Source organism: Pantoea sp. X-Soil-OKNW-556, assembly GCF_059730695.1.
This window is the reverse complement of sequence record NZ_AP035990.1, coordinates 4,420,010-4,437,075: the sequence shown is the minus strand read 5'-3', so window position 1 is coordinate 4,437,075 and position 17,066 is coordinate 4,420,010. Positions and strand designations below refer to the sequence as shown.

15 protein-coding genes are annotated in these 17,066 nt (G+C 54.4%); 7 read left to right on the top strand and 8 right to left on the bottom strand.

The annotated features are described in order from the left end of the window. Nucleotides 1-143 precede the first annotated feature (143 nt). The 5 genes from mioC to ravA form a co-directional block, all read right to left on the bottom strand. On the bottom strand, nucleotides 144-584 hold the full coding sequence (gene mioC / locus AC6I8T_RS20695) for an FMN-binding protein MioC (protein ID WP_021183625.1): 441 nt from the start codon (nucleotides 582-584) through the stop codon (nucleotides 144-146). A gap of 156 nt (nucleotides 585-740) precedes the next feature. Next, nucleotides 741-1,202, bottom strand: coding sequence for a transcriptional regulator AsnC (gene asnC / locus AC6I8T_RS20690; RefSeq protein WP_013511092.1), 462 nt, complete (start codon nucleotides 1,200-1,202; stop codon nucleotides 741-743). A gap of 104 nt (nucleotides 1,203-1,306) precedes the next feature. Continuing rightward, entirely contained in the window at nucleotides 1,307-3,451 is a 2,145-nt protein-coding gene (gene ovoA, locus AC6I8T_RS20685) for a 5-histidylcysteine sulfoxide synthase (RefSeq protein WP_497834316.1), read from the bottom strand. Nucleotides 3,452-3,497: 46 nt separating this feature from the next. After that, on the bottom strand, nucleotides 3,498-4,958 hold the full coding sequence (gene viaA, locus AC6I8T_RS20680; RefSeq protein ID WP_021183622.1) for an ATPase RavA stimulator ViaA: 1,461 nt from the start codon (nucleotides 4,956-4,958) through the stop codon (nucleotides 3,498-3,500). After that, on the bottom strand, nucleotides 4,955-6,451 hold the full coding sequence (gene ravA / locus AC6I8T_RS20675) for an ATPase RavA (protein WP_036625875.1): 1,497 nt from the start codon (nucleotides 6,449-6,451) through the stop codon (nucleotides 4,955-4,957). The genes viaA and ravA overlap by 4 nt, the downstream gene beginning before the upstream one ends. 300 nt (nucleotides 6,452-6,751) lie before the next feature. Between ravA and kup the strand changes: the two genes are divergently transcribed. Continuing rightward, entirely contained in the window at nucleotides 6,752-8,620 is a 1,869-nt protein-coding gene (gene kup, locus AC6I8T_RS20670; RefSeq protein ID WP_021183621.1) for a low affinity potassium transporter Kup, read from the top strand. Between the two features lie 18 nt (nucleotides 8,621-8,638). Here kup and qseC read toward each other — a convergent pair whose 3' ends face one another. Both qseC and qseB read right to left on the bottom strand, forming a co-directional pair. Further along, complete coding sequence (gene qseC / locus AC6I8T_RS20665) at nucleotides 8,639-9,970, bottom strand: quorum sensing histidine kinase QseC (protein ID WP_208724450.1); 1,332 nt, start codon at nucleotides 9,968-9,970, stop codon at nucleotides 8,639-8,641. Further along, nucleotides 9,967-10,629 (bottom strand): quorum sensing response regulator transcription factor QseB, encoded by a 663-nt coding sequence (gene qseB, locus AC6I8T_RS20660; RefSeq protein ID WP_208724449.1) that lies wholly within the window; start codon nucleotides 10,627-10,629, stop codon nucleotides 9,967-9,969. The genes qseC and qseB overlap by 4 nt, the downstream gene beginning before the upstream one ends. Nucleotides 10,630-10,810: 181 nt before the next feature. On the opposite strand from qseB, the gene AC6I8T_RS20655 reads away from it, so the two are divergent. Further along, nucleotides 10,811-11,206, top strand: coding sequence for a YgiW/YdeI family stress tolerance OB fold protein (locus AC6I8T_RS20655; RefSeq protein WP_021183618.1), 396 nt, complete (start codon nucleotides 10,811-10,813; stop codon nucleotides 11,204-11,206). A gap of 30 nt (nucleotides 11,207-11,236) precedes the next feature. On the opposite strand, the gene AC6I8T_RS20650 is transcribed toward AC6I8T_RS20655, so the two are convergent. Continuing rightward, nucleotides 11,237-11,992, bottom strand: a complete 756-nt coding sequence (locus AC6I8T_RS20650) for a carbohydrate-binding protein (protein WP_497834273.1) — start codon at nucleotides 11,990-11,992, stop codon at nucleotides 11,237-11,239. A gap of 271 nt (nucleotides 11,993-12,263) precedes the next feature. Between AC6I8T_RS20650 and rbsD the strand changes: the two genes are divergently transcribed. From rbsD to rbsK, 5 genes are all read left to right on the top strand, one after another. Beyond that, nucleotides 12,264-12,683, top strand: coding sequence for a D-ribose pyranase (gene rbsD / locus AC6I8T_RS20645; protein WP_013511083.1), 420 nt, complete (start codon nucleotides 12,264-12,266; stop codon nucleotides 12,681-12,683). Nucleotides 12,684-12,690: 7 nt separating this feature from the next. After that, nucleotides 12,691-14,199, top strand: a complete 1,509-nt coding sequence (rbsA, locus tag AC6I8T_RS20640) for a ribose ABC transporter ATP-binding protein RbsA (protein ID WP_415175205.1) — start codon at nucleotides 12,691-12,693, stop codon at nucleotides 14,197-14,199. After that, a complete protein-coding gene (rbsC, locus tag AC6I8T_RS20635) occupies nucleotides 14,196-15,167 on the top strand; it encodes a ribose ABC transporter permease (protein ID WP_021183615.1) in 972 nt (323 codons plus the stop codon). The genes rbsA and rbsC overlap by 4 nt, the downstream gene beginning before the upstream one ends. Nucleotides 15,168-15,193: 26 nt before the next feature. Continuing rightward, the gene (gene rbsB / locus AC6I8T_RS20630) at nucleotides 15,194-16,069 is read left to right on the top strand and encodes a ribose ABC transporter substrate-binding protein RbsB (protein WP_021183614.1); all 876 of its coding nucleotides are present in this window, start codon (nucleotides 15,194-15,196) and stop codon (nucleotides 16,067-16,069) included. Nucleotides 16,070-16,134: 65 nt separating this feature from the next. Then, nucleotides 16,135-17,064 (top strand): ribokinase, encoded by a 930-nt coding sequence (gene rbsK, locus AC6I8T_RS20625; RefSeq protein ID WP_208724446.1) that lies wholly within the window; start codon nucleotides 16,135-16,137, stop codon nucleotides 17,062-17,064. The last annotated feature ends 2 nt before the right edge of the window (nucleotides 17,065-17,066 follow it).

Below are 17,066 nucleotides of genomic sequence, written 5' to 3'. Positions count from 1 at the left end.
TTGGTTGTTCTTGGGATAACTACCGGTTATACGCATGAATTAAGCTATGTTATCCACAGGGTATAGGAAAATAAAAAGCATAAAACAGCGGAATACTCTGGGGATCGCCCTGATTTCACGATCCCCAACCGGTCTGGATCGTCTTATAACTGCGTTTTCCAGCTCGCGACCCACACTTCAGCCGGATCTTCCGGAATTTCATGTTCCAGTACGTCGATCTCCAGACGATCACCAATCCGTTTGGCACCGAGCTGGTTCAGTTGATCTTCCAGCAGCTTGATCGCGCCACAGAACAGATCGTATTCATGGTTACCAATGCCCACTGCACCATAACGCACGCCTGAGAGATCCGGTTGCGTCTCTTTTAAGGCTTCATAGAAAGGCAGCAGGTTATCTGGCAGCTCACCGGCACCGTGCGTGGAAGTCACAATCAGCCAGATACCTTCCTGAGGCACCTCATCTAACTCCGGTCCATGCAGCATCTCGGTTGAGAAGCCTGCTTCCTGAAGTTTTTCTTCCAGATGTTCGGCGACATATTCGGCGCTGCCAAGGGTACTGCCACTGATTAAGGTAATATCGGCCATGATGCTCTCCGGAACTCAAAGGCGAGCATTGTACGCTGTGATCAAGTCGTGATCCACCTGTGGAAAACAGGGTTAATAATAGAAAGCATTGGCTGGCAAGCGGCAACCCAGGCGAGATCCGCCTGGGATAAGTTTGTGCACAATAAAAGAAGGGGATCAGGGTTTGATGGTGCGCATAATCGGATTTTGCAGAGAAATCAGGGTCTCGGTGGACTGGATTTCGTCGATGGTCTGGATCTTGTTGATCAGTACCTGTTGCAAGGCATCGATGGAACGACACATCACTTTAATAAAGATGCTGTAGTGGCCGGTGGTGTACCAGGCTTCGACCACTTCATCCAGCGCTTCCAGCTTACTCAGCGCGGCGGGGTAGTCACGGGCGCTTTTCAGGATAATACCAATGAAGCAGCAGACATCGAAGCCAAGCTGGCGTGGATCTATCTCGACCCGCGTACCGAGGATTATCCCAGCCTGGCGCATCTTCTCGACGCGAACGTGGATGGTACCCGGGCTGACATTGAACTGTTTCGCCAGCTCGGCGTAGGCTGTGCGCGCATTCTCCAGCAGCGCATTTAAGATGCCGCGATCGAGATTATCCAGCTGCACATGTTCCGCCATATCCTTCCCTCTTCAATTGGTCTTCAGTGAACTGAGGAGAATGTGCAGCAAAATTACCGATCAGGCAAGGTGCAGACAGCGGGGCTGCCGCTGTCTGCACGCTTTTAACGCTTACGCCACAGCGTGACCTGCGCCAGCGTATGCTGGAACTTGCGTGACGTTTCACGGATGACGAAAGGTACATCCTGAGGCGCCGCGATCTCGTCGAACGCATCACGCAGCAGGCGTTGCAGCGTCTGCCTGGTTGTCAGCGCTTCACCGTTTTCACGCACGCCACCCAACCAGTTCTCCTTCGGCGTAAATTCCTCCAGCCAGGTGTAGGGCGATGACAGCACCAGCACGCCACCTGAGCGGATCATCGGGGTGATATCTTGCAGGAAGCGTTTCGGCTGACGCAGGCGATCAAGCAGATTCGACGCCAGCACCAGATCGTAACGATCCGGCTGTGGCTTGAGATTACAGGCATCGCCCTGCACAAAATGAATGCGTTGTGCCTGCTCATCACCCAGATCGAACTCTTTCAGACGTACCTGGCGATACTCCACCAGCTCACCCTCTTCGGGCACCACATAACGGAAATCCTCGCCGGAGGTCAGCTGCAAGGCCACATCAATAAAGCGCGCTGAGTAATCCATGCCAACCACCTGTGCAAAATGGCGCGCCAGTTCAAAGCTGGCACGGCCGGTGGCACAACCGATATCCAGTGCCTGACCACGGTTGGTGCAGTGCGGCAACAGTAGCGATACCAGGTTTTCAGCATAATTTGGTACGCCGAAGTAGCGCGGTCCGTACTGAAAATCGAGATACTGCGACACCATACTGTCAGTTTCATACGGGTTCAGCGTCATGGTTTCCTGATGTGAAGAAACCACATAGCGGAAACCCGCATGCTGGAAGAAGTGGCGGCGGAAAGCGTAGCGCGATGATTTCAGCGCCTCGTTGCCGGTCGATATCCAACTGCCACCTTTGATCAGGGCATGTTTGCCATCAAAGGTGGGTGTGGAGAAATCGTCATACAGCGGATGGACCTTAAAGCCTTCGAAACCGTTGGTTGGCGTGGTGGTCCACTGCCAGACGTTGCCGACAATATCGAAAAACTCGCCCTGCGCGAAGTGATCCACCGGGCAGGAGGACGCCCAGTATGCCAGGTTGATGTTGCCCGGCGCATTGATCCAGTCTGGCTGATCGCCACTGACGAACTCACGCAGTTGCATCCACTCCGCTTCGCACGGTAGCTGGATCGCTTTGCCTGTCTCTTCTGTCAGCCAGCGACAAAATGCCGCCGCTTCCAGTTGGTTAACCTCAGCGGGCCAGTCCCACGGCATCGCCACTTCTTCGGTCATCAGACGCAGTTTTAGCTGATCGGGTTGCTGAATATCACCGACCCAGAAAGTGGGCATGTCTGCTTCTGCGAATGCACGCCAGCCCCAACCCTCGTCATCCCACCAGCGTCGTTCCTGATAGCCGCCCGCTGCGACAAAGTTGAAATATTCCGCATTGCTGACCAGCATTTTGCTGGCTTTAAACGGTTTGAGTTCGGTCAGTTGACTGCCGTATTCGTTATCCCAGCCATAGGTATCGTCGGTTTTACCTTGCTGCACACGGCCACCGGGCATCGCAATCAAAGCATTAGCGGGAACGTTGTGGCGATCATGTCTGGCCTGTGGACATATCGGCCAGTGCGCCTGTGGCTGCACCCATTCAATCGGCAACTGGCGCATCAATACGCTGGAGGTTTCCAGATGGATACGTTCATGTTCGATACCCATCAGGATCACCCACGCCGGGCTATCCCAGTCGATGGGAAGTTCCAGCGGCATGGTCTGGATAAACTCACTGACCAGGGTTTTGACTTTGCCGCGATAATCACGCACTTCCGCCACCGTTGGCCAGGCGTAATGGCTGTCGTCGAGATCATCCCAGCTCATTTCATCCACACCGATCGCCATCATCGCTTCGATACGATCGTCAACGCGGTGATCAAGATAGCGACCCGCCATCAGCTTATTGATATAGAAAGTGGCGGTGTGGCCAAAATAGAAGATCAGCGGATGGCGCAGCGAAATTGCTTTATTAAACCAGGCACGTTCATCAGCGAGGCAGTCGAACAGGCTTTCGTACAGTGTCCAGGTTTGCAGAAAGTAATCCAGCAGTTCGGCGCGTTTTTGTTCTGTATTCTGGCCGGAAAGTCGCAGCGTGCGGGTTGGTGTTGGCAAGGCGGTGGTCACGATATGCTCCAGTTTGCTCAGCGAAGTAACTTATCACTATAGCAAATAAGCATTTCCGTCAGATGAATTAGCGTTTCCAGCGGCGCAGCAGGCGGCTTTTCAGTCCGGTATCGAAGCGCCAGATATGATCGAAGATGCGCAGAATCCCCGGTTTGCCATGAACTGACATCGCCACTGCATGGAAACGCTGTTGATGATAGCGCTGGCGTTGTTTAACGGCGTTGACGATCTCCTCCGGCAAGCGTTGGGCGATAAAATCGGAGACGATCACCGCATCGGCTTCCTGCCACAGGCTACCTTCCATGCGTGCCACAACGGCGGCCAGACAGGCTGCCAAATCGGTACCGCCACGAAAGCGCTGACTGAGGAAGCGCACCGCCTGCTCAATACCGTTATCCGCCGTCAGCTCATAACCGATCACCTCATGGGCAAACAGCATGATGTAGCAGCGACGTTTATCCGCTAGCGCCACTTTCAGCAGCGCCAGACAAAAGGCTTTGGCGCAACGTTCATTGAAGCCGCCCATCGAACCGGAGGTATCAACGCAGACGATAAACGGGCCACGCGGCTGTTCTTCATGATGTTGATGACTGACCGGCCGCAGGGAAACTTTTTCATGCCAGGCGTCGCCTTGCAGGCGATAGGTCAACAGGCGTTTTTCCACCAGGCGGCGATAAAATTCCAGCTCCAGCTCGCTGATACTAAGCGTTGCCAGCTCAGGCGGGAGTAGGCGCAGCACATCATCGCTCTGATGGATACCGCTAACCTCTTCCGGCACGTTATCCGGCTCACGCACCAGTTGGTGAAATTCTTCCAGTGGCGCATCCTGAGACGGCACCGCTTTCGCTTCGCGACTCCGTCCCAGTTGTTGTGCCAGTTTCATCAGTTCGGGCTGTTGAGCGAGAAAATCACCGTACTGCACGATCAATTCATAGTCGCCATGCTGGAGTGGCGCTTTGCTCATATCCCACAAGCGTCCGGCGGCCGCTTCATCGTCATCGGTGAGAATGGGGGCGAGTTGCCCGCTTAGCGCCATGCGTTGTTGCAGTTCGGCCATCAAACGTTCGCGCTGCTGTTCCAGCAATTGCTGATTAAGCGTCAGGGTCTGTAACGTCAGGCTGAGACGCCAACGTTGCAGGAACAAGGTATGTTGCGCGTTGCTGAATTGCTCGCTGTCGGTATGCAACAGCAATTTGCTGGCTTCTTCGATAAACGGTGATGGCAGGTTTTTCAGTTGGCTGATGATGGCGGGTAATTGCTGGTTGAATTCATGCTGGCTAAGCAACTGCGCCTGTTGAAAGAGCTGAAACTCCTGCGCCAGGGCTTCCGGCACCGCCGTGGTTTTCATCTCTTCGACGATTTCGGAGCGCCAGCGCGGCAGATCGCGCATCATGGCCTGCTTAAGGCGTGGGAATTTCTCAAAGAACATCGCCAACTGTGGCGACGCCAGCAGCGCCAGAATTAACTCTTCGATCAGTTCTGTTTCACCGATCGACAGCAGCGTGCTCAGCGTCTCCAGCGAAATCATTTACGCGCCTGTTTCATCTGTTCCGCCACATCTTGCAGACTGGTTTCAATGCGCGCCAGCCAGTCATCGCTGATAAACAGGCAGCGCTGATGTTGGCTGAACAGCGTACGCTGGGCGCGCAGTTGATTATCCAGGGCGTCAAATTCATCAACGATTTCCTGCGGTAGCTCATTGCTGGCGCTGACGCCGGGTAACGTCAGACGCGTTGCCTGAAGGCTGACATCACGTAATGTCAGGCAATGATGTGCGTCCACCAGCAGGTCGAGCGTTTGCGCAAAGCCAATGCCGTTGAGCTTGCCACGCACCTCGCCGCCTTTCACAAGCCATTGATTCAGCGCTTCACGACTGATCAGCACATGGCTGACCTGCATATCATGCAGCATCAACGGTTGTTGCAACATGAGCGTCAACTGCTCGTCATTTAGCGTGGCAGGCAATTCGTAGTGGGGCTTGCGGCTGAACATGCCGCTGTGCTTCTCAAGCGTTAGCGCCTGTGCCACGCTTTGCTGCTGTTGTAGCGCCAGACGGCGCGCTTTGATCTGCTGGAGTTTCATCAGCATCGGTTGTTGTTGCCAGGCGTGTTGCGTCATTAATGCATCGATTTCGCGATCCAGCAGCTTCATCGAGGTGACGTCATGCCACAGGCAATCTTTCAGCAGAATCAAATCCAGCGGGGCAATGGCGGCACGGCCACTGTAGAACGCACTGGCCTGCAACAAATGAATGGCTTTTTTCCAGCGACGGTCGGAGATATAAGGCGCATCGGGGAGATTTTCCAGTTGCTGACGCAACTGATAGATCAGCTCAAACACATGGTCCGGCAGGCTCACCTGACTGATGCCTTGCTGCCACTGGTGGTACTCTTCATCGCTGATACACAGCGATTCGGCCACCGGATTGACGCTTTCATCCTGCTGGTGGGTCAGCATGCTGCGGAAGTTCTGCTTTTCGTGCACGTTATCCAGCCACAGCCGAATCAGCATACGGTCATACAAGGCTTCCAACCCACTGTCGGCTTCCGGCAATTCGTTGGAGGCGGTGACCAGCAGGCGCATTGGAATCTTGTCTTCACTGTCGCCATTGCGGAAACGCCGTTCGTTGATGGCGGTAAGCAGGGTATTCAGAATCGCCGGGCCGGCTTTCCAGATCTCATCGAGGAAGACGATTTCGGCATCCGGCAGATAGCCTTTGGTCAGACGTTGATAGCGACCTTCATCTTTTAATGCCTGGATAGAAAGGGGGCCAAATACTTCTTCGGGAGTGGAGAAACGCGTCATCAGGTATTCAAACGCGCGGGCATGCTGGAAAGCGTACTTCAGGCGGCGGGCAATCAGGCTTTTGGCAATGCCAGGTGGCCCGAGCAAAAAGACGCTTTCGCCACTCAGCGCGGCCAGCAGGCAGAGGCGAATCGCATGATGCCGTTCATACAACCCTTTTTCCAGGGCGTTGCTCAGGCGAGAAATTCTTTCTGCCAAAAGATGGGGTTGAGCCATAATCACATCATTGTCCTTCTGATCCTGGTGCCATCGCATTCTGGCGAGCGCATTACTCTACTGATTATCATGCGTGAAAGCGTTGATAGCCGTCAGCTTTTTTGTTTCAGAAGGTTGAAGCGAGGCTACCCGCCTGTTCCGGCGCATTTTTGCCGGATTTTGCAGCGAAAAACCGCGTCGCTCGCGCCATGTTGTATGTTTGTAAGGGTAGGTTTTTTTGGGAATATGTGCATACTGTGCGCTTTTTGATGGCCAGAGCGGTCGGCAACCGCCTGATCGACTCCAACAAAAGATAACTCTATGAGCTCGGAAAACAAGCAGTCCCTTGGTGCTGTCACGCTGGCCGCAATCGGCGTGGTCTATGGCGATATTGGTACCAGTCCACTTTATACCTTGCGCGAATGTCTCTCCGGCCAGTTTGGTTTTGGCGTGGAACGTGAAGCGGTCTTTGGCTTCCTTTCCCTTATTTTCTGGCTACTGATCCTGGTGGTGTCGCTGAAATACATCAGCTACGTGATGCGCGCCGATAACGCCGGTGAGGGCGGGATCCTGACGCTGATGTCGCTGGCCGGGCGTAATACCGGTGCCCGAGCCACCGCGATTCTGGTGATCATGGGATTGATTGGCGGTAGCTTCTTCTATGGCGAGGTGGTGATCACCCCGGCGATTTCGGTGATGTCAGCAATTGAAGGTCTGGAGATTGCTGCGCCTTCGCTCGACCCCTGGATTGTCCCTTTGTCGATCACGGTGCTGACGCTGCTGTTTATGATCCAGAAGCACGGCACAGGGATTGTCGGTAAGTTGTTTGCCCCGGTGATGCTGCTGTGGTTTATCGTACTGGCGGTGCTCGGTGCCAACAGCATCATCAAAAACCCGGAAGTGTTGCAGGCGCTCAACCCGTCACATGCGGTGAACTTCTTCCTGCATTATAAAACCATCTCTTTCTTTGCTCTCGGCGCGGTGGTGTTATCAATTACCGGGGTGGAAGCGCTGTATGCCGATATGGGGCACTTCGGCAAGCTGCCGATTCGCCTGGCATGGGTCGCTGTGGTTCTGCCGTCGCTGGTGCTGAACTATTTTGGTCAGGGCGCGTTGCTGCTGGCGCATCCGGAAACCATTAAAAACCCGTTCTTCCTGCTGGCCCCCGATTGGGCGCTGATTCCGTTGTTGATCCTCGCCACGCTGGCGACGGTGATTGCCTCGCAAGCGGTGATTTCCGGCGTGTTCTCGTTAACGCGTCAGGCGGTGCGTCTCGGCTATCTGCCGCCGATGCGTATTATTCACACCTCTGAGATGGAGTCCGGCCAAATCTATGTGCCGGTCATCAACTGGCTGCTCTATTTCGCGGTGTTGATTGTTATCGTCAGCTTCGAACACTCCAGCAACCTCGCGGCGGCATACGGTATCGCGGTGACCGGTACTATGGTGCTGACCACCATTCTTTCCTGCACTGTGGCGATCAAAAACTGGCACTGGAATAAAATTGCCGTCAGTTTCATTCTGGTGGCAATGCTGTGTATCGATGTCTCGCTGTTCTCTGCCAACCTGGTGAAAATCTTCTCCGGCGGTTGGTTGCCGCTGTGTCTGGCGCTGGTGATGTTTATCGTCATGACCACCTGGAAAAGCGAGCGTTTCCGTCTGCTGCGCCGTATGCATGAACACGGCAATTCGCTTGAGGCGATGATTGCCTCGCTGGAGAAATCGCCGCCGGTGCGAGTTCCTGGTACCGCAGTGTATATGTCGCGTGCATTGAACGTGATTCCGTTTGCGATGCTGCACAATCTCAAACATAACAAGGTGTTGCATGAACGCGTGGTGCTGCTGACCTTGCGTACCGAAGATGCGCCTTATGTACATAACGTACGACGTGTGACGATTGAACAGCTGTCGCCCACGTTCTGGCGCGTGGTAGCCAGCTACGGCTGGCGTGAAACGCCTAATGTGGAAGAGATTTTCCATCGTTGTGGGCTGGAAGGGCTGAACTGCCGCATGATGGAAACCTCGTTCTTTATGTCACATGAATCGCTGATAATTGGCGATCGTCCGTGGTATCTGCGTCTGCGCGGTAAGTTGTTCCTCGCCCTGCAACGCAATGCGCTGCGCGCACCGGATCAGTTTGAAATCCCTCCTAATCGGGTGATTGAGCTGGGAACCCAGGTCGAAATTTAATGTTGTTGTGCGCGTCCGTTACCAGCTTAGCGTGACGCGCAACCCCCCTGCTTCTCTCTGACTGAATGCTACGCGGATAGCGTGCAGTTGCGCGATATTCTTCACAATCGACAGCCCCAGCCCACTGCCGGTTTGCGTTTGTCCCGGAGGACGCCAGAAACGTTCGCCCAGGCGTGTTAATGCCTCATCACTTACCCCTGGGCCATTATCATCGATAGTCAGGGTTCGAGCGGTCAGGTTCACCGTTACCTGCCCTCCGTCAGGGGTATAACGCAGCGCGTTATCCAGCAGATTGCGCAGCATTAAAGCCAGCAGAAGCTGATGACCGTTCATCACCGGTTGGAATGTCGTGTGTAACTGCAAATCGATATGTTTCTGTTCAGCCTGGGGAAAATGCTCGGCTAACACGCTTTGCAGCAGCGGGGCCAGGGCGGTTGGCTGGAATTCACTGCGCAGATCATCCGCCTCCACTCTGGAGAGCGTCAGCAGTTGATCCACCAGCCGGGTGGCACGCAGGATCCCGGTATCCAGTTGTTGTAGCGCCCGTTTGCGTACGATCTCATCGTCATCTGCCAGTTGGATCACTTCACTCTGCACCCGCAGCGCCGCCAGTGGGCTGCGCAACTCATGAGCTGCATCGGAGGTGAAGCGGCGTTCACGCTGCACCAGATCCGCCATGCGGCTGAACAAACCATTCAATGCCAGTACCAGCGGTTGGACTTCTTTTGGCAGGCGCGCCAGGGGTAACGGTGTGTCATCATCGGCTGCGCGCTGGTGGAGTGAGGCGGTGAGGCGTTTTAACGGGCGCAGTTCAAACCACACCAGCGCCAGCAGCAGTGCCAGCATAAAAGGCAGTGCAATCAGCCACGGCACAATGCTGCTTTGTGCCAAATCGCTGGTCATATCGTCGCGGTAATCCCACTCCTGTCCCACCACTACGCGATAGCGTTGATCGGGTGACGTCAGCCACAGCAGACGCCAACTGTCATCATCACCGCGCAGGTGTCCATTGCGAAAACCATCGCGTCCATCCGCAAACTGCAAATCACGACCCTTTTCGCCATCATTGAGCAGCAACTTGCCATCACCACTAAAAATGGCGAAAGCCAGCGCGTCATCATCCTGTTTACCGCGATGATGGTTCAGTAATGCCTTGTTTTTCGGCAGAGTGACGTTTTGCAGCGTGGCGGGTTCGAGCGCCAGCAGGCGCTTGGCAAACAGCATTTGCTGGGTATCAAACAGTTCATTGACGGTTTCGCGTGTCTGATGCCAGGCGCTCAGGCTGGCGCTGCCCCAGCACAGCATGATCAACAAGATAAAACCGATGGCGAGCCGCAGGAACAGACTCATTCTGCCGCTCCCAACGTATAACCGACGCCATGCACGGTACGGATAAACTGGCTGCCGAGCTTTTTACGCAGATGATGGATATGCACCTCGACAGCATTGCTGGAGACATCGTCATCCCAGCTATAGAGTTTTTCCTCCAGCTGGCTGCGTGTCAGGACCCGGCCGGGATTACGCAGGAACAGTTCCAGCAACGCCAGTTCACGGCTTTTCAGGGGGAGCGGTTCGCCAGCAACCAGTACGCTGTGGCTGGCAGGAGACATTACCACCTTGCCATGACGCAGCTCCGGCTGTAGCTGACCATGACGCCGACGAATCAGTGCCTCCAGGCGTGCAGCTACTTCGGTCAGGGCAAAAGGTTTGCCAAGATAGTCATCCGCGCCCAGTTGCAAACCCTGAACCCGCTGATCGAGCGCATCGCGTGCTGTGAGGATCAATACCGGTACATCCTGACCTTGCTGACGCCATTGGCGCAGAATATCGAGTCCATCTCGTTCCGGCAGTGACAAATCCAGAATCACTGCATCCCAGGGGGCGGAGTTCAACGCCTGAAATCCAGCTTCGCCTGAAACCAGCCAGTCCACGCTGAAACCGAGTTTGGTCAGGCCGACTTTGAGGCCGTCGCCAATCAAGGTGTCGTCTTCAATCAATAAAATCCGCATGTATGCGCCTCCCTTTAGCCTGGAGTTATACGAAGCAGAAGCGTTCATGTACAGGAGAAATCACGACATTTGACCTGATTTTCACGAATTTTAATAAATTGATCGGCCTTAAGATCCTGTTAAGAACCTTATGTTGAAATAGCCCCCGTATTCCGCACATTCATGGAGAAGAGGTGAAAATATGAAAAAGCATGCAGCACTTTTCGCAATCGTTGCACTGGCTTCCATGCCGGTTCTGGCGGCACAGCAGGGTGGATTTGTTGACCCGAATGCGCCGGCGGTACAAAGTCACTCCGGTGGCTTTCAGGCTGGTAACACCAGTGTCGTGACGGTTAAGCAGGCTGAGGAGATGAAGGACGATAGCTGGATCACCGTGCGTGGTTATCTGGATAAGCAAATCGGCAAAGAGGATTATCTGTTCCGCGATGATACCGGCACCATGAAGGTCGAAATCGATCACAAACGCTGGGACGGGCAAACCATTTCGCCAAAAGATCGCGTTGAGTTAACCGGTGAGTTGGATAAGGATTTCAACGCCATTGAACTGGACGTGAAACAGGTCAGAAAACTCCCCTGATAATCTGGCGGGGCTGCTCCGGCAGCCCGCTTATAATTCCAGCCAGACGGAATGTTCTCCTGGCGTATTCCCCTGCGTCCAGTACGCCGCTTTCCAGGCTTTTCCCTGCCAGCTGACTTTATCTTTGCGGGAATAAGACATTGATTTGTTCCATTCCCGCAGTTGCTCCGGATCTGCAAACTTCCAGCCTGCGCCATTAGCGGGTGTAGATTGTGTCCATTTTGTCGCGATGTACTTAATCCCGGCGAAGGTGACCTTATCTCCCGCCATATAAGTGTTTTCTTCACCCCAGTCGGGAAATTCAGTGGGTTTAGCCAGATTTTCCTCAACGGATGAATACAACGGGGAAATGGCGGTCATGGTGACTTGCCGGGTATCGGTGTTGCCATTTTTGTCCGTTACGCTGACTTCATAAACTGCAATGCCGGTATGGTTTGCCGGGACCAGCGCTGTTGCTTTCGCCTGATTAACCTCGGTTCTCCATCCTCCCCCCGGTTTTTCCTGCAACCAGAAGACACCCTTTCCTTCTGCTACTCGCCAACGGAAAGAGACAGCATTCTGACTTGCAGAAGCATCCAGTTCATACAGGACGGATTCTTCTGCTGAACTTGTAACACTAAAATCGGCAGAAGCGATGGCGACAGGGCCTGTTGTGGCGTAATTGGGTGTTATGTCCCCCTCATTGGCATAAGCGGCGGCCACCAGTGAAACGGTAATCAGGCTGGTGAGTGCTTTTAATTTAAAATCCATTAGCTTCGATCCTTCGATTCCTGTGTTGTTATCCATGACAAATACACATTTCGTTACCTCTGAAAAAACTTAACATAAGGATGAGAAGGGAATTTCTTCTGACTGCGTGGGGTATTTCTCTTCTTCATTGTGAAAATTCTTATGCTGTTGTCAGCGGAGGTTGATTTATTCCTCGCCTAACTCAAATATTTTCTGGCACAAGCGAAACGTTTCGATGGTGATCACATTTCCGTGATGCCGCCATTGAGTTGCTATGCATTTTTTATACACTCCGGTCAGCGAAACGTTTCGCTGTGGAGTGGAAGAAATGAAAAAAGGTCGCTTGTTAAACGCTGAAATCTCTCATGTGATTGCCCGTCTGGGACACACGGATACGCTGACGATTGCCGATGCGGGTTTACCCATTCCTGTGGGGCCGCAACGTATTGATCTGGCGCTGACGCCGGGTACGCCCGAGTTTTTACAGGTTGTTGAGGTGGTCACTCAGGAGATGCAGGTTGAGAGCGCCCTGATGGCGGAAGAGATCAAGCAGTTCAACCCGCAGCTCCATAGCGCACTGCTCGCCGTGCTCGATGCCTTGCAACGACACCAGGGAAATACCATCGCTATTCGTTACACCAGTCATGAACAGTTCAAACAACAGACTCAGCGTAGTCAGGCGGTCATTCGCAGCGGAGAGTGCTCTCCGTATGCGAATGTCATCCTGAGCGCGGGCGTTACCTTCTGAGGCCGCTATGCAACCGTTATTGCAACTCAAAGGGATTGAAAAGTCATTTCCCGGTGTGAAAGCGCTGAAAGGGGCTTCACTGGCCGTCTGGCCTGGTCGGGTGATGGCGCTGGTGGGAGAAAATGGTGCCGGTAAATCCACCATGATGAAAGTGCTGACCGGTATTTACAGCATGGATGCCGGATCGCTGCATTGGCTGGGTAAAGAAACCACGTTCTCCGGGCCAAAAGCGTCTCAGGAAGCGGGCATTGGCATCATTCATCAGGAACTTAACCTGATCCCGCAATTGACGGTGGCGGAGAACATCTTCCTTGGCCGCGAATTTGTGAACCGTTTTGGCCGCATTGAGTGGAAAAAGATGTATGCCGAGGCGGATGCGCTGTTAGCGCGTCTGAACCTGCGTTTTAACAGCCATAAGCTGGTGGGTGATTTGTCGATTGGCGACCAGCAGATGGTGGAGATCGCTAAGGTTCTCAGCTTTCAGTCGCGCGTCATCATCATGGACGAGCCGACGGATGCGCTGACCGATACCGAAACCCTGTCATTGTTCCGCGTGATCAATGAGTTGAAAGCGCAGGGTTGCGGCATTGTCTACATTTCCCACCGCATGAAAGAGATCTTTGAGATTTGCGATGACGTCACGGTGTTCCGTGACGGTCAGTTTATTGCCGAACGTCCAGTCAGCGAGCTGAGTGAAGAGAGCCTGATTGAGATGATGGTCGGACGCAAGCTGGAAGAACAATACCCGCATCTTGACCAGGCTCCGGGTGCCGTGCGTTTGCAGGTGGAAAACCTGAGCGGACCGGGAGTACATGACGTTAGCTTTAACCTGCGTAAAGGCGAAATTCTGGGCGTTTCCGGCCTGATGGGCGCGGGGCGTACCGAACTGATGAAGCTGTTATATGGCGCACTGCCACGTAGCGGCGGAAAAGTCACGCTGGATGGTCGTGATGTGGTGACGCATGCGCCACAGGATGGTCTGGCAAATGGCATCGTCTATATCTCCGAAGACCGCAAACGCGACGGTCTGGTGCTGGGCATGTCGGTAAAAGAAAACATGTCCCTGACCGCGCTGCGCTACTTCAGTCGGGGTAATGGCAGCCTGAAACACGCGGAAGAACAGTTGGCGGTGGGCGATTTTATCCGCCTGTTCAATGTGAAAACCCCGTCGATGGAGCAGCCGATCGGCCTGCTTTCTGGCGGTAATCAGCAAAAAGTGGCGATTGCCCGTGGGCTGATGACGCGACCGAATGTCTTGATCCTTGATGAACCGACGCGCGGTGTGGACGTTGGGGCAAAAAAAGAGATTTATCAGTTAATTAACCAGTTTAAAGCCGATGGGCTGAGCATCATCCTGGTGTCGTCCGAAATGCCGGAAGTTCTGGGCATGAGCGATCGCATTCTGGTGATGCATGAAGGCCATCTGAGTGGCGAATTTACCCGTGAGCAGGCTACCCAGGAATCCCTGATGGCAGCGGCAGTCGGTAAGCAACACAGCGAGGAGTTAGTTGTATGAGTACCCAAACCTTACCCGCCAGCCGTCGCTGGTTCAGCAAAGCCTGGTTGCTGGAGCAAAAATCGCTGATTGCGCTGATTGTGCTGATCGCCGTGGTCGCCAGCCTCAGCCCGAATTTCTTCACCGTCGCCAACTTGTTCAACATCCTGCAACAGACCTCGGTCAACGCCATTATGGCGGTGGGAATGACGCTGGTGATCCTGACCTCTGGTATCGATCTGTCCGTTGGCTCGCTGCTGGCGTTGACCGGCGCGGTGGCCGCCTCGATTGTGGGGCACGAAGTTAATGCGCTGGTGGCGGTAGCGGCTGCGCTGGCATTGGGTGCCTTGATTGGCGGCATCACCGGCACCATTGTGGCACGCGGCAAAGTGCAGGCGTTTATCGCCACCCTGGTGATGATGCTGCTGCTGCGTGGCGTCACTATGGTTTACACCGACGGCAGCCCAATTAATACCGGCTTTAGCGACAACGCCGACCTGTTTGGCTGGTTCGGTATTGGTCGCCCTCTGGGCATCCCGACCCCGGTATGGTTGATGGCGGTGGTGTTCGCGCTGGCCTGGTACATGCTGCATCACACGCGTCTGGGGCGTTATATCTACGCGCTGGGTGGCAATGAAGCGGCCACGCGTTTGTCTGGTATCAACGTTAACCGCGTCAAAATTATCGTCTATTCACTGTGCGGCATGTTGGCGGCGCTGGCGGGCACCATTGAGGTAGCGCGTCTTTCATCAGCGCAGCCGACAGCGGGCACGGGTTATGAACTGGATGCGATCGCCGCTGTGGTGTTGGGCGGTACCAGCCTGGCGGGAGGTAAAGGTCGCATCATGGGGACGCTGATCGGGGCATTGATTCTCGGCTTCCTGAACAACGGCCTCAATCTGTTAGGTGTCTCCTCTTACTATCAAATGATTGTAAAAGCAGTGGTAATTCTGCTGGCAGTGCTGGTGGATAACAAAAGCAGTAAATAACTCTGACCTTCACACAGGATGAATTCATGAAAAAGTTAACCGCATTGGCCGTCATTCTTGGCGCCACTCTGAGTGCCAGCGCGATGGCGAAGGATACTATCGCTCTGGTGGTTTCTACCCTGAACAACCCGTTCTTTGTGGCGCTGAAAGATGGCGCACAGAAAGAAGCCGACAAGCTGGGTTATAACCTGGTGGTGCTGGACTCGCAGAACAACCCGGCGAAAGAGCTGGCGAACGTGCAGGACCTCACCGTGCGTGGCACCAAACTGATGCTGATTAACCCTACCGACTCTGATGCCGTAGGCAACGCCGTGAAGATGGCGAACCAGGCGAATATTCCGGTGATCACCCTCGACCGCGTAGCGTCACAGGGCAAGGTGGTGAGTCATGTGGCATCTGACAACCGCTTTGGCGGCAAAATGGCGGGTGACTTCATTGCGAAAAAACTGGGTGATGGCGCGAAAATCATCGAGTTGCAGGGTATTGCCGGTACGTCAGCGGCGCGTGAGCGCGGTGATGGCTTCAAACAGGCTGCCGATGCACATAAATTCAATATCCTCGCCAGCCAGCCAGCGGATTTTGACCGTACCAAAGGTCTGAACGTGATGCAGAACCTGTTGCAGGCGCATCCGGATGTGCAGGCTGTATTCGCACAGAACGACGAAATGGCGCTGGGCGCACTGCGCGCACTGCAAACCGCCGGTAAAACCGATGTGGTGGTGGTGGGCTTTGACGGCACCGCTGACGGTGTAAAAGCGGTAGAAGCCGGTAAACTGACTGCGACCGTTGCGCAGATGCCTGACAAGATTGGTATCATCGGCGTAGAGACTGCGGATAAAGTATTGAAAGGTGAAAAAGTGCAGGCGATCAACCCGGTCGATCTGAAACTGGTTACCAAATAACACGCGAAGAAAAGCAGGGCAACGCGCCACCATTGAGGTGGCGCAACTTTGATGGATCACTCCCTATGAGCAAAAGCGCAAAACTGGCCGTACTTGGCAGCATCAATGCCGATCACATCCTTAACCTCGCCCACTTTCCACGTCCGGGCGAAACGGTGATCGGGAAACAGTATCAGATTGCCTTTGGCGGCAAAGGGGCTAATCAGGCGGTAGCAGCCGGGCGCGCAGGTGCCGATATCGCCTTTATTGCCTGTGTGGGCGCTGATGATATTGGCGAGCGTATCCGCCAGCAGCTGCAACAGGACCGAATTGATACCGCGCCGGTGGAAACCGTAGCGGATGAAGCCACCGGTGTGGCGATGATCTTCGTGAATGGCGAAGGTGAAAACAATATCGGCATCTATTCCGGTGCCAATGCGGCGTTAACGCCTGCCTGCGTTGATCGCCATCAACAGGTGATCGCGGATGCAGATGCGTTGTTGATGCAACTGGAATCGCCGCTGGAAAGCGTGCTGGCGGCGGCGAAAATCGCCAAAGCGCAGCAGACGCAGGTGATTCTTAATCCGGCTCCTGCCACGCATCTTTCCGATGAATTGCTGGCGCTGATTGATGTCATCACGCCGAACGAAACCGAAGCGGAAATTCTCACCGGCATCGCAGTGAAAAGCGATGAAGATGCGGCGCGTGCAGCGGCGGCATTGCACAGCAAAGGTATTCAGACGGTGTTGATTACGCTGGGCCGTCGCGGTGTCTGGTTGAGCGAGAAAGGCGAGGGTGTACGCATTCCTGGCTTTAGCGTACAGGCTGTCGACACCATCGCGGCTGGCGATACCTTCAATGGCGCGTTTATTACCGCCCGTCTGGAAGGTGTCTTGATGCATGATGCGGTACGTTTCGCGCATGCGGCGGCGGCTATTGCCGTTACGCGCCCAGGCGCTCAGCCCTCGGTGCCGTGGCGTACCGAGATTGATGCCTTCCTGCAACAACAGGGCTAAGC

Excerpts from the sequence above, each read along its gene's own strand:
- AC6I8T_RS20655 (WP_021183618.1), top strand. The coding sequence starts at position 10,811 with ATGAAAAAGCATGCAGCACTTTTCGCAATCGTTGCACTGGCTTCCATG.
- rbsK (WP_208724446.1), top strand. The coding sequence starts at position 16,135 with ATGAGCAAAAGCGCAAAACTGGCCGTACTTGGCAGCATCAATGCCGAT.
- qseC (WP_208724450.1), bottom strand. The coding sequence starts at position 9,970 with ATGAGTCTGTTCCTGCGGCTCGCCATCGGTTTTATCTTGTTGATCATG.
- rbsD (WP_013511083.1), top strand. The coding sequence starts at position 12,264 with ATGAAAAAAGGTCGCTTGTTAAACGCTGAAATCTCTCATGTGATTGCC.
- rbsB (WP_021183614.1), top strand. The coding sequence starts at position 15,194 with ATGAAAAAGTTAACCGCATTGGCCGTCATTCTTGGCGCCACTCTGAGT.
- asnC (WP_013511092.1), bottom strand. The coding sequence starts at position 1,202 with ATGGCGGAACATGTGCAGCTGGATAATCTCGATCGCGGCATCTTAAAT.
- rbsC (WP_021183615.1), top strand. The coding sequence starts at position 14,196 with ATGAGTACCCAAACCTTACCCGCCAGCCGTCGCTGGTTCAGCAAAGCC.
- AC6I8T_RS20650 (WP_497834273.1), bottom strand. The coding sequence starts at position 11,992 with ATGGATAACAACACAGGAATCGAAGGATCGAAGCTAATGGATTTTAAA.
- mioC (WP_021183625.1), bottom strand. The coding sequence starts at position 584 with ATGGCCGATATTACCTTAATCAGTGGCAGTACCCTTGGCAGCGCCGAA.
- qseB (WP_208724449.1), bottom strand. The coding sequence starts at position 10,629 with ATGCGGATTTTATTGATTGAAGACGACACCTTGATTGGCGACGGCCTC.
- rbsA (WP_415175205.1), top strand. The coding sequence starts at position 12,691 with ATGCAACCGTTATTGCAACTCAAAGGGATTGAAAAGTCATTTCCCGGT.
- kup (WP_021183621.1), top strand. The coding sequence starts at position 6,752 with ATGAGCTCGGAAAACAAGCAGTCCCTTGGTGCTGTCACGCTGGCCGCA.
- ravA (WP_036625875.1), bottom strand. The coding sequence starts at position 6,451 with ATGGCTCAACCCCATCTTTTGGCAGAAAGAATTTCTCGCCTGAGCAAC.
- viaA (WP_021183622.1), bottom strand. The coding sequence starts at position 4,958 with ATGATTTCGCTGGAGACGCTGAGCACGCTGCTGTCGATCGGTGAAACA.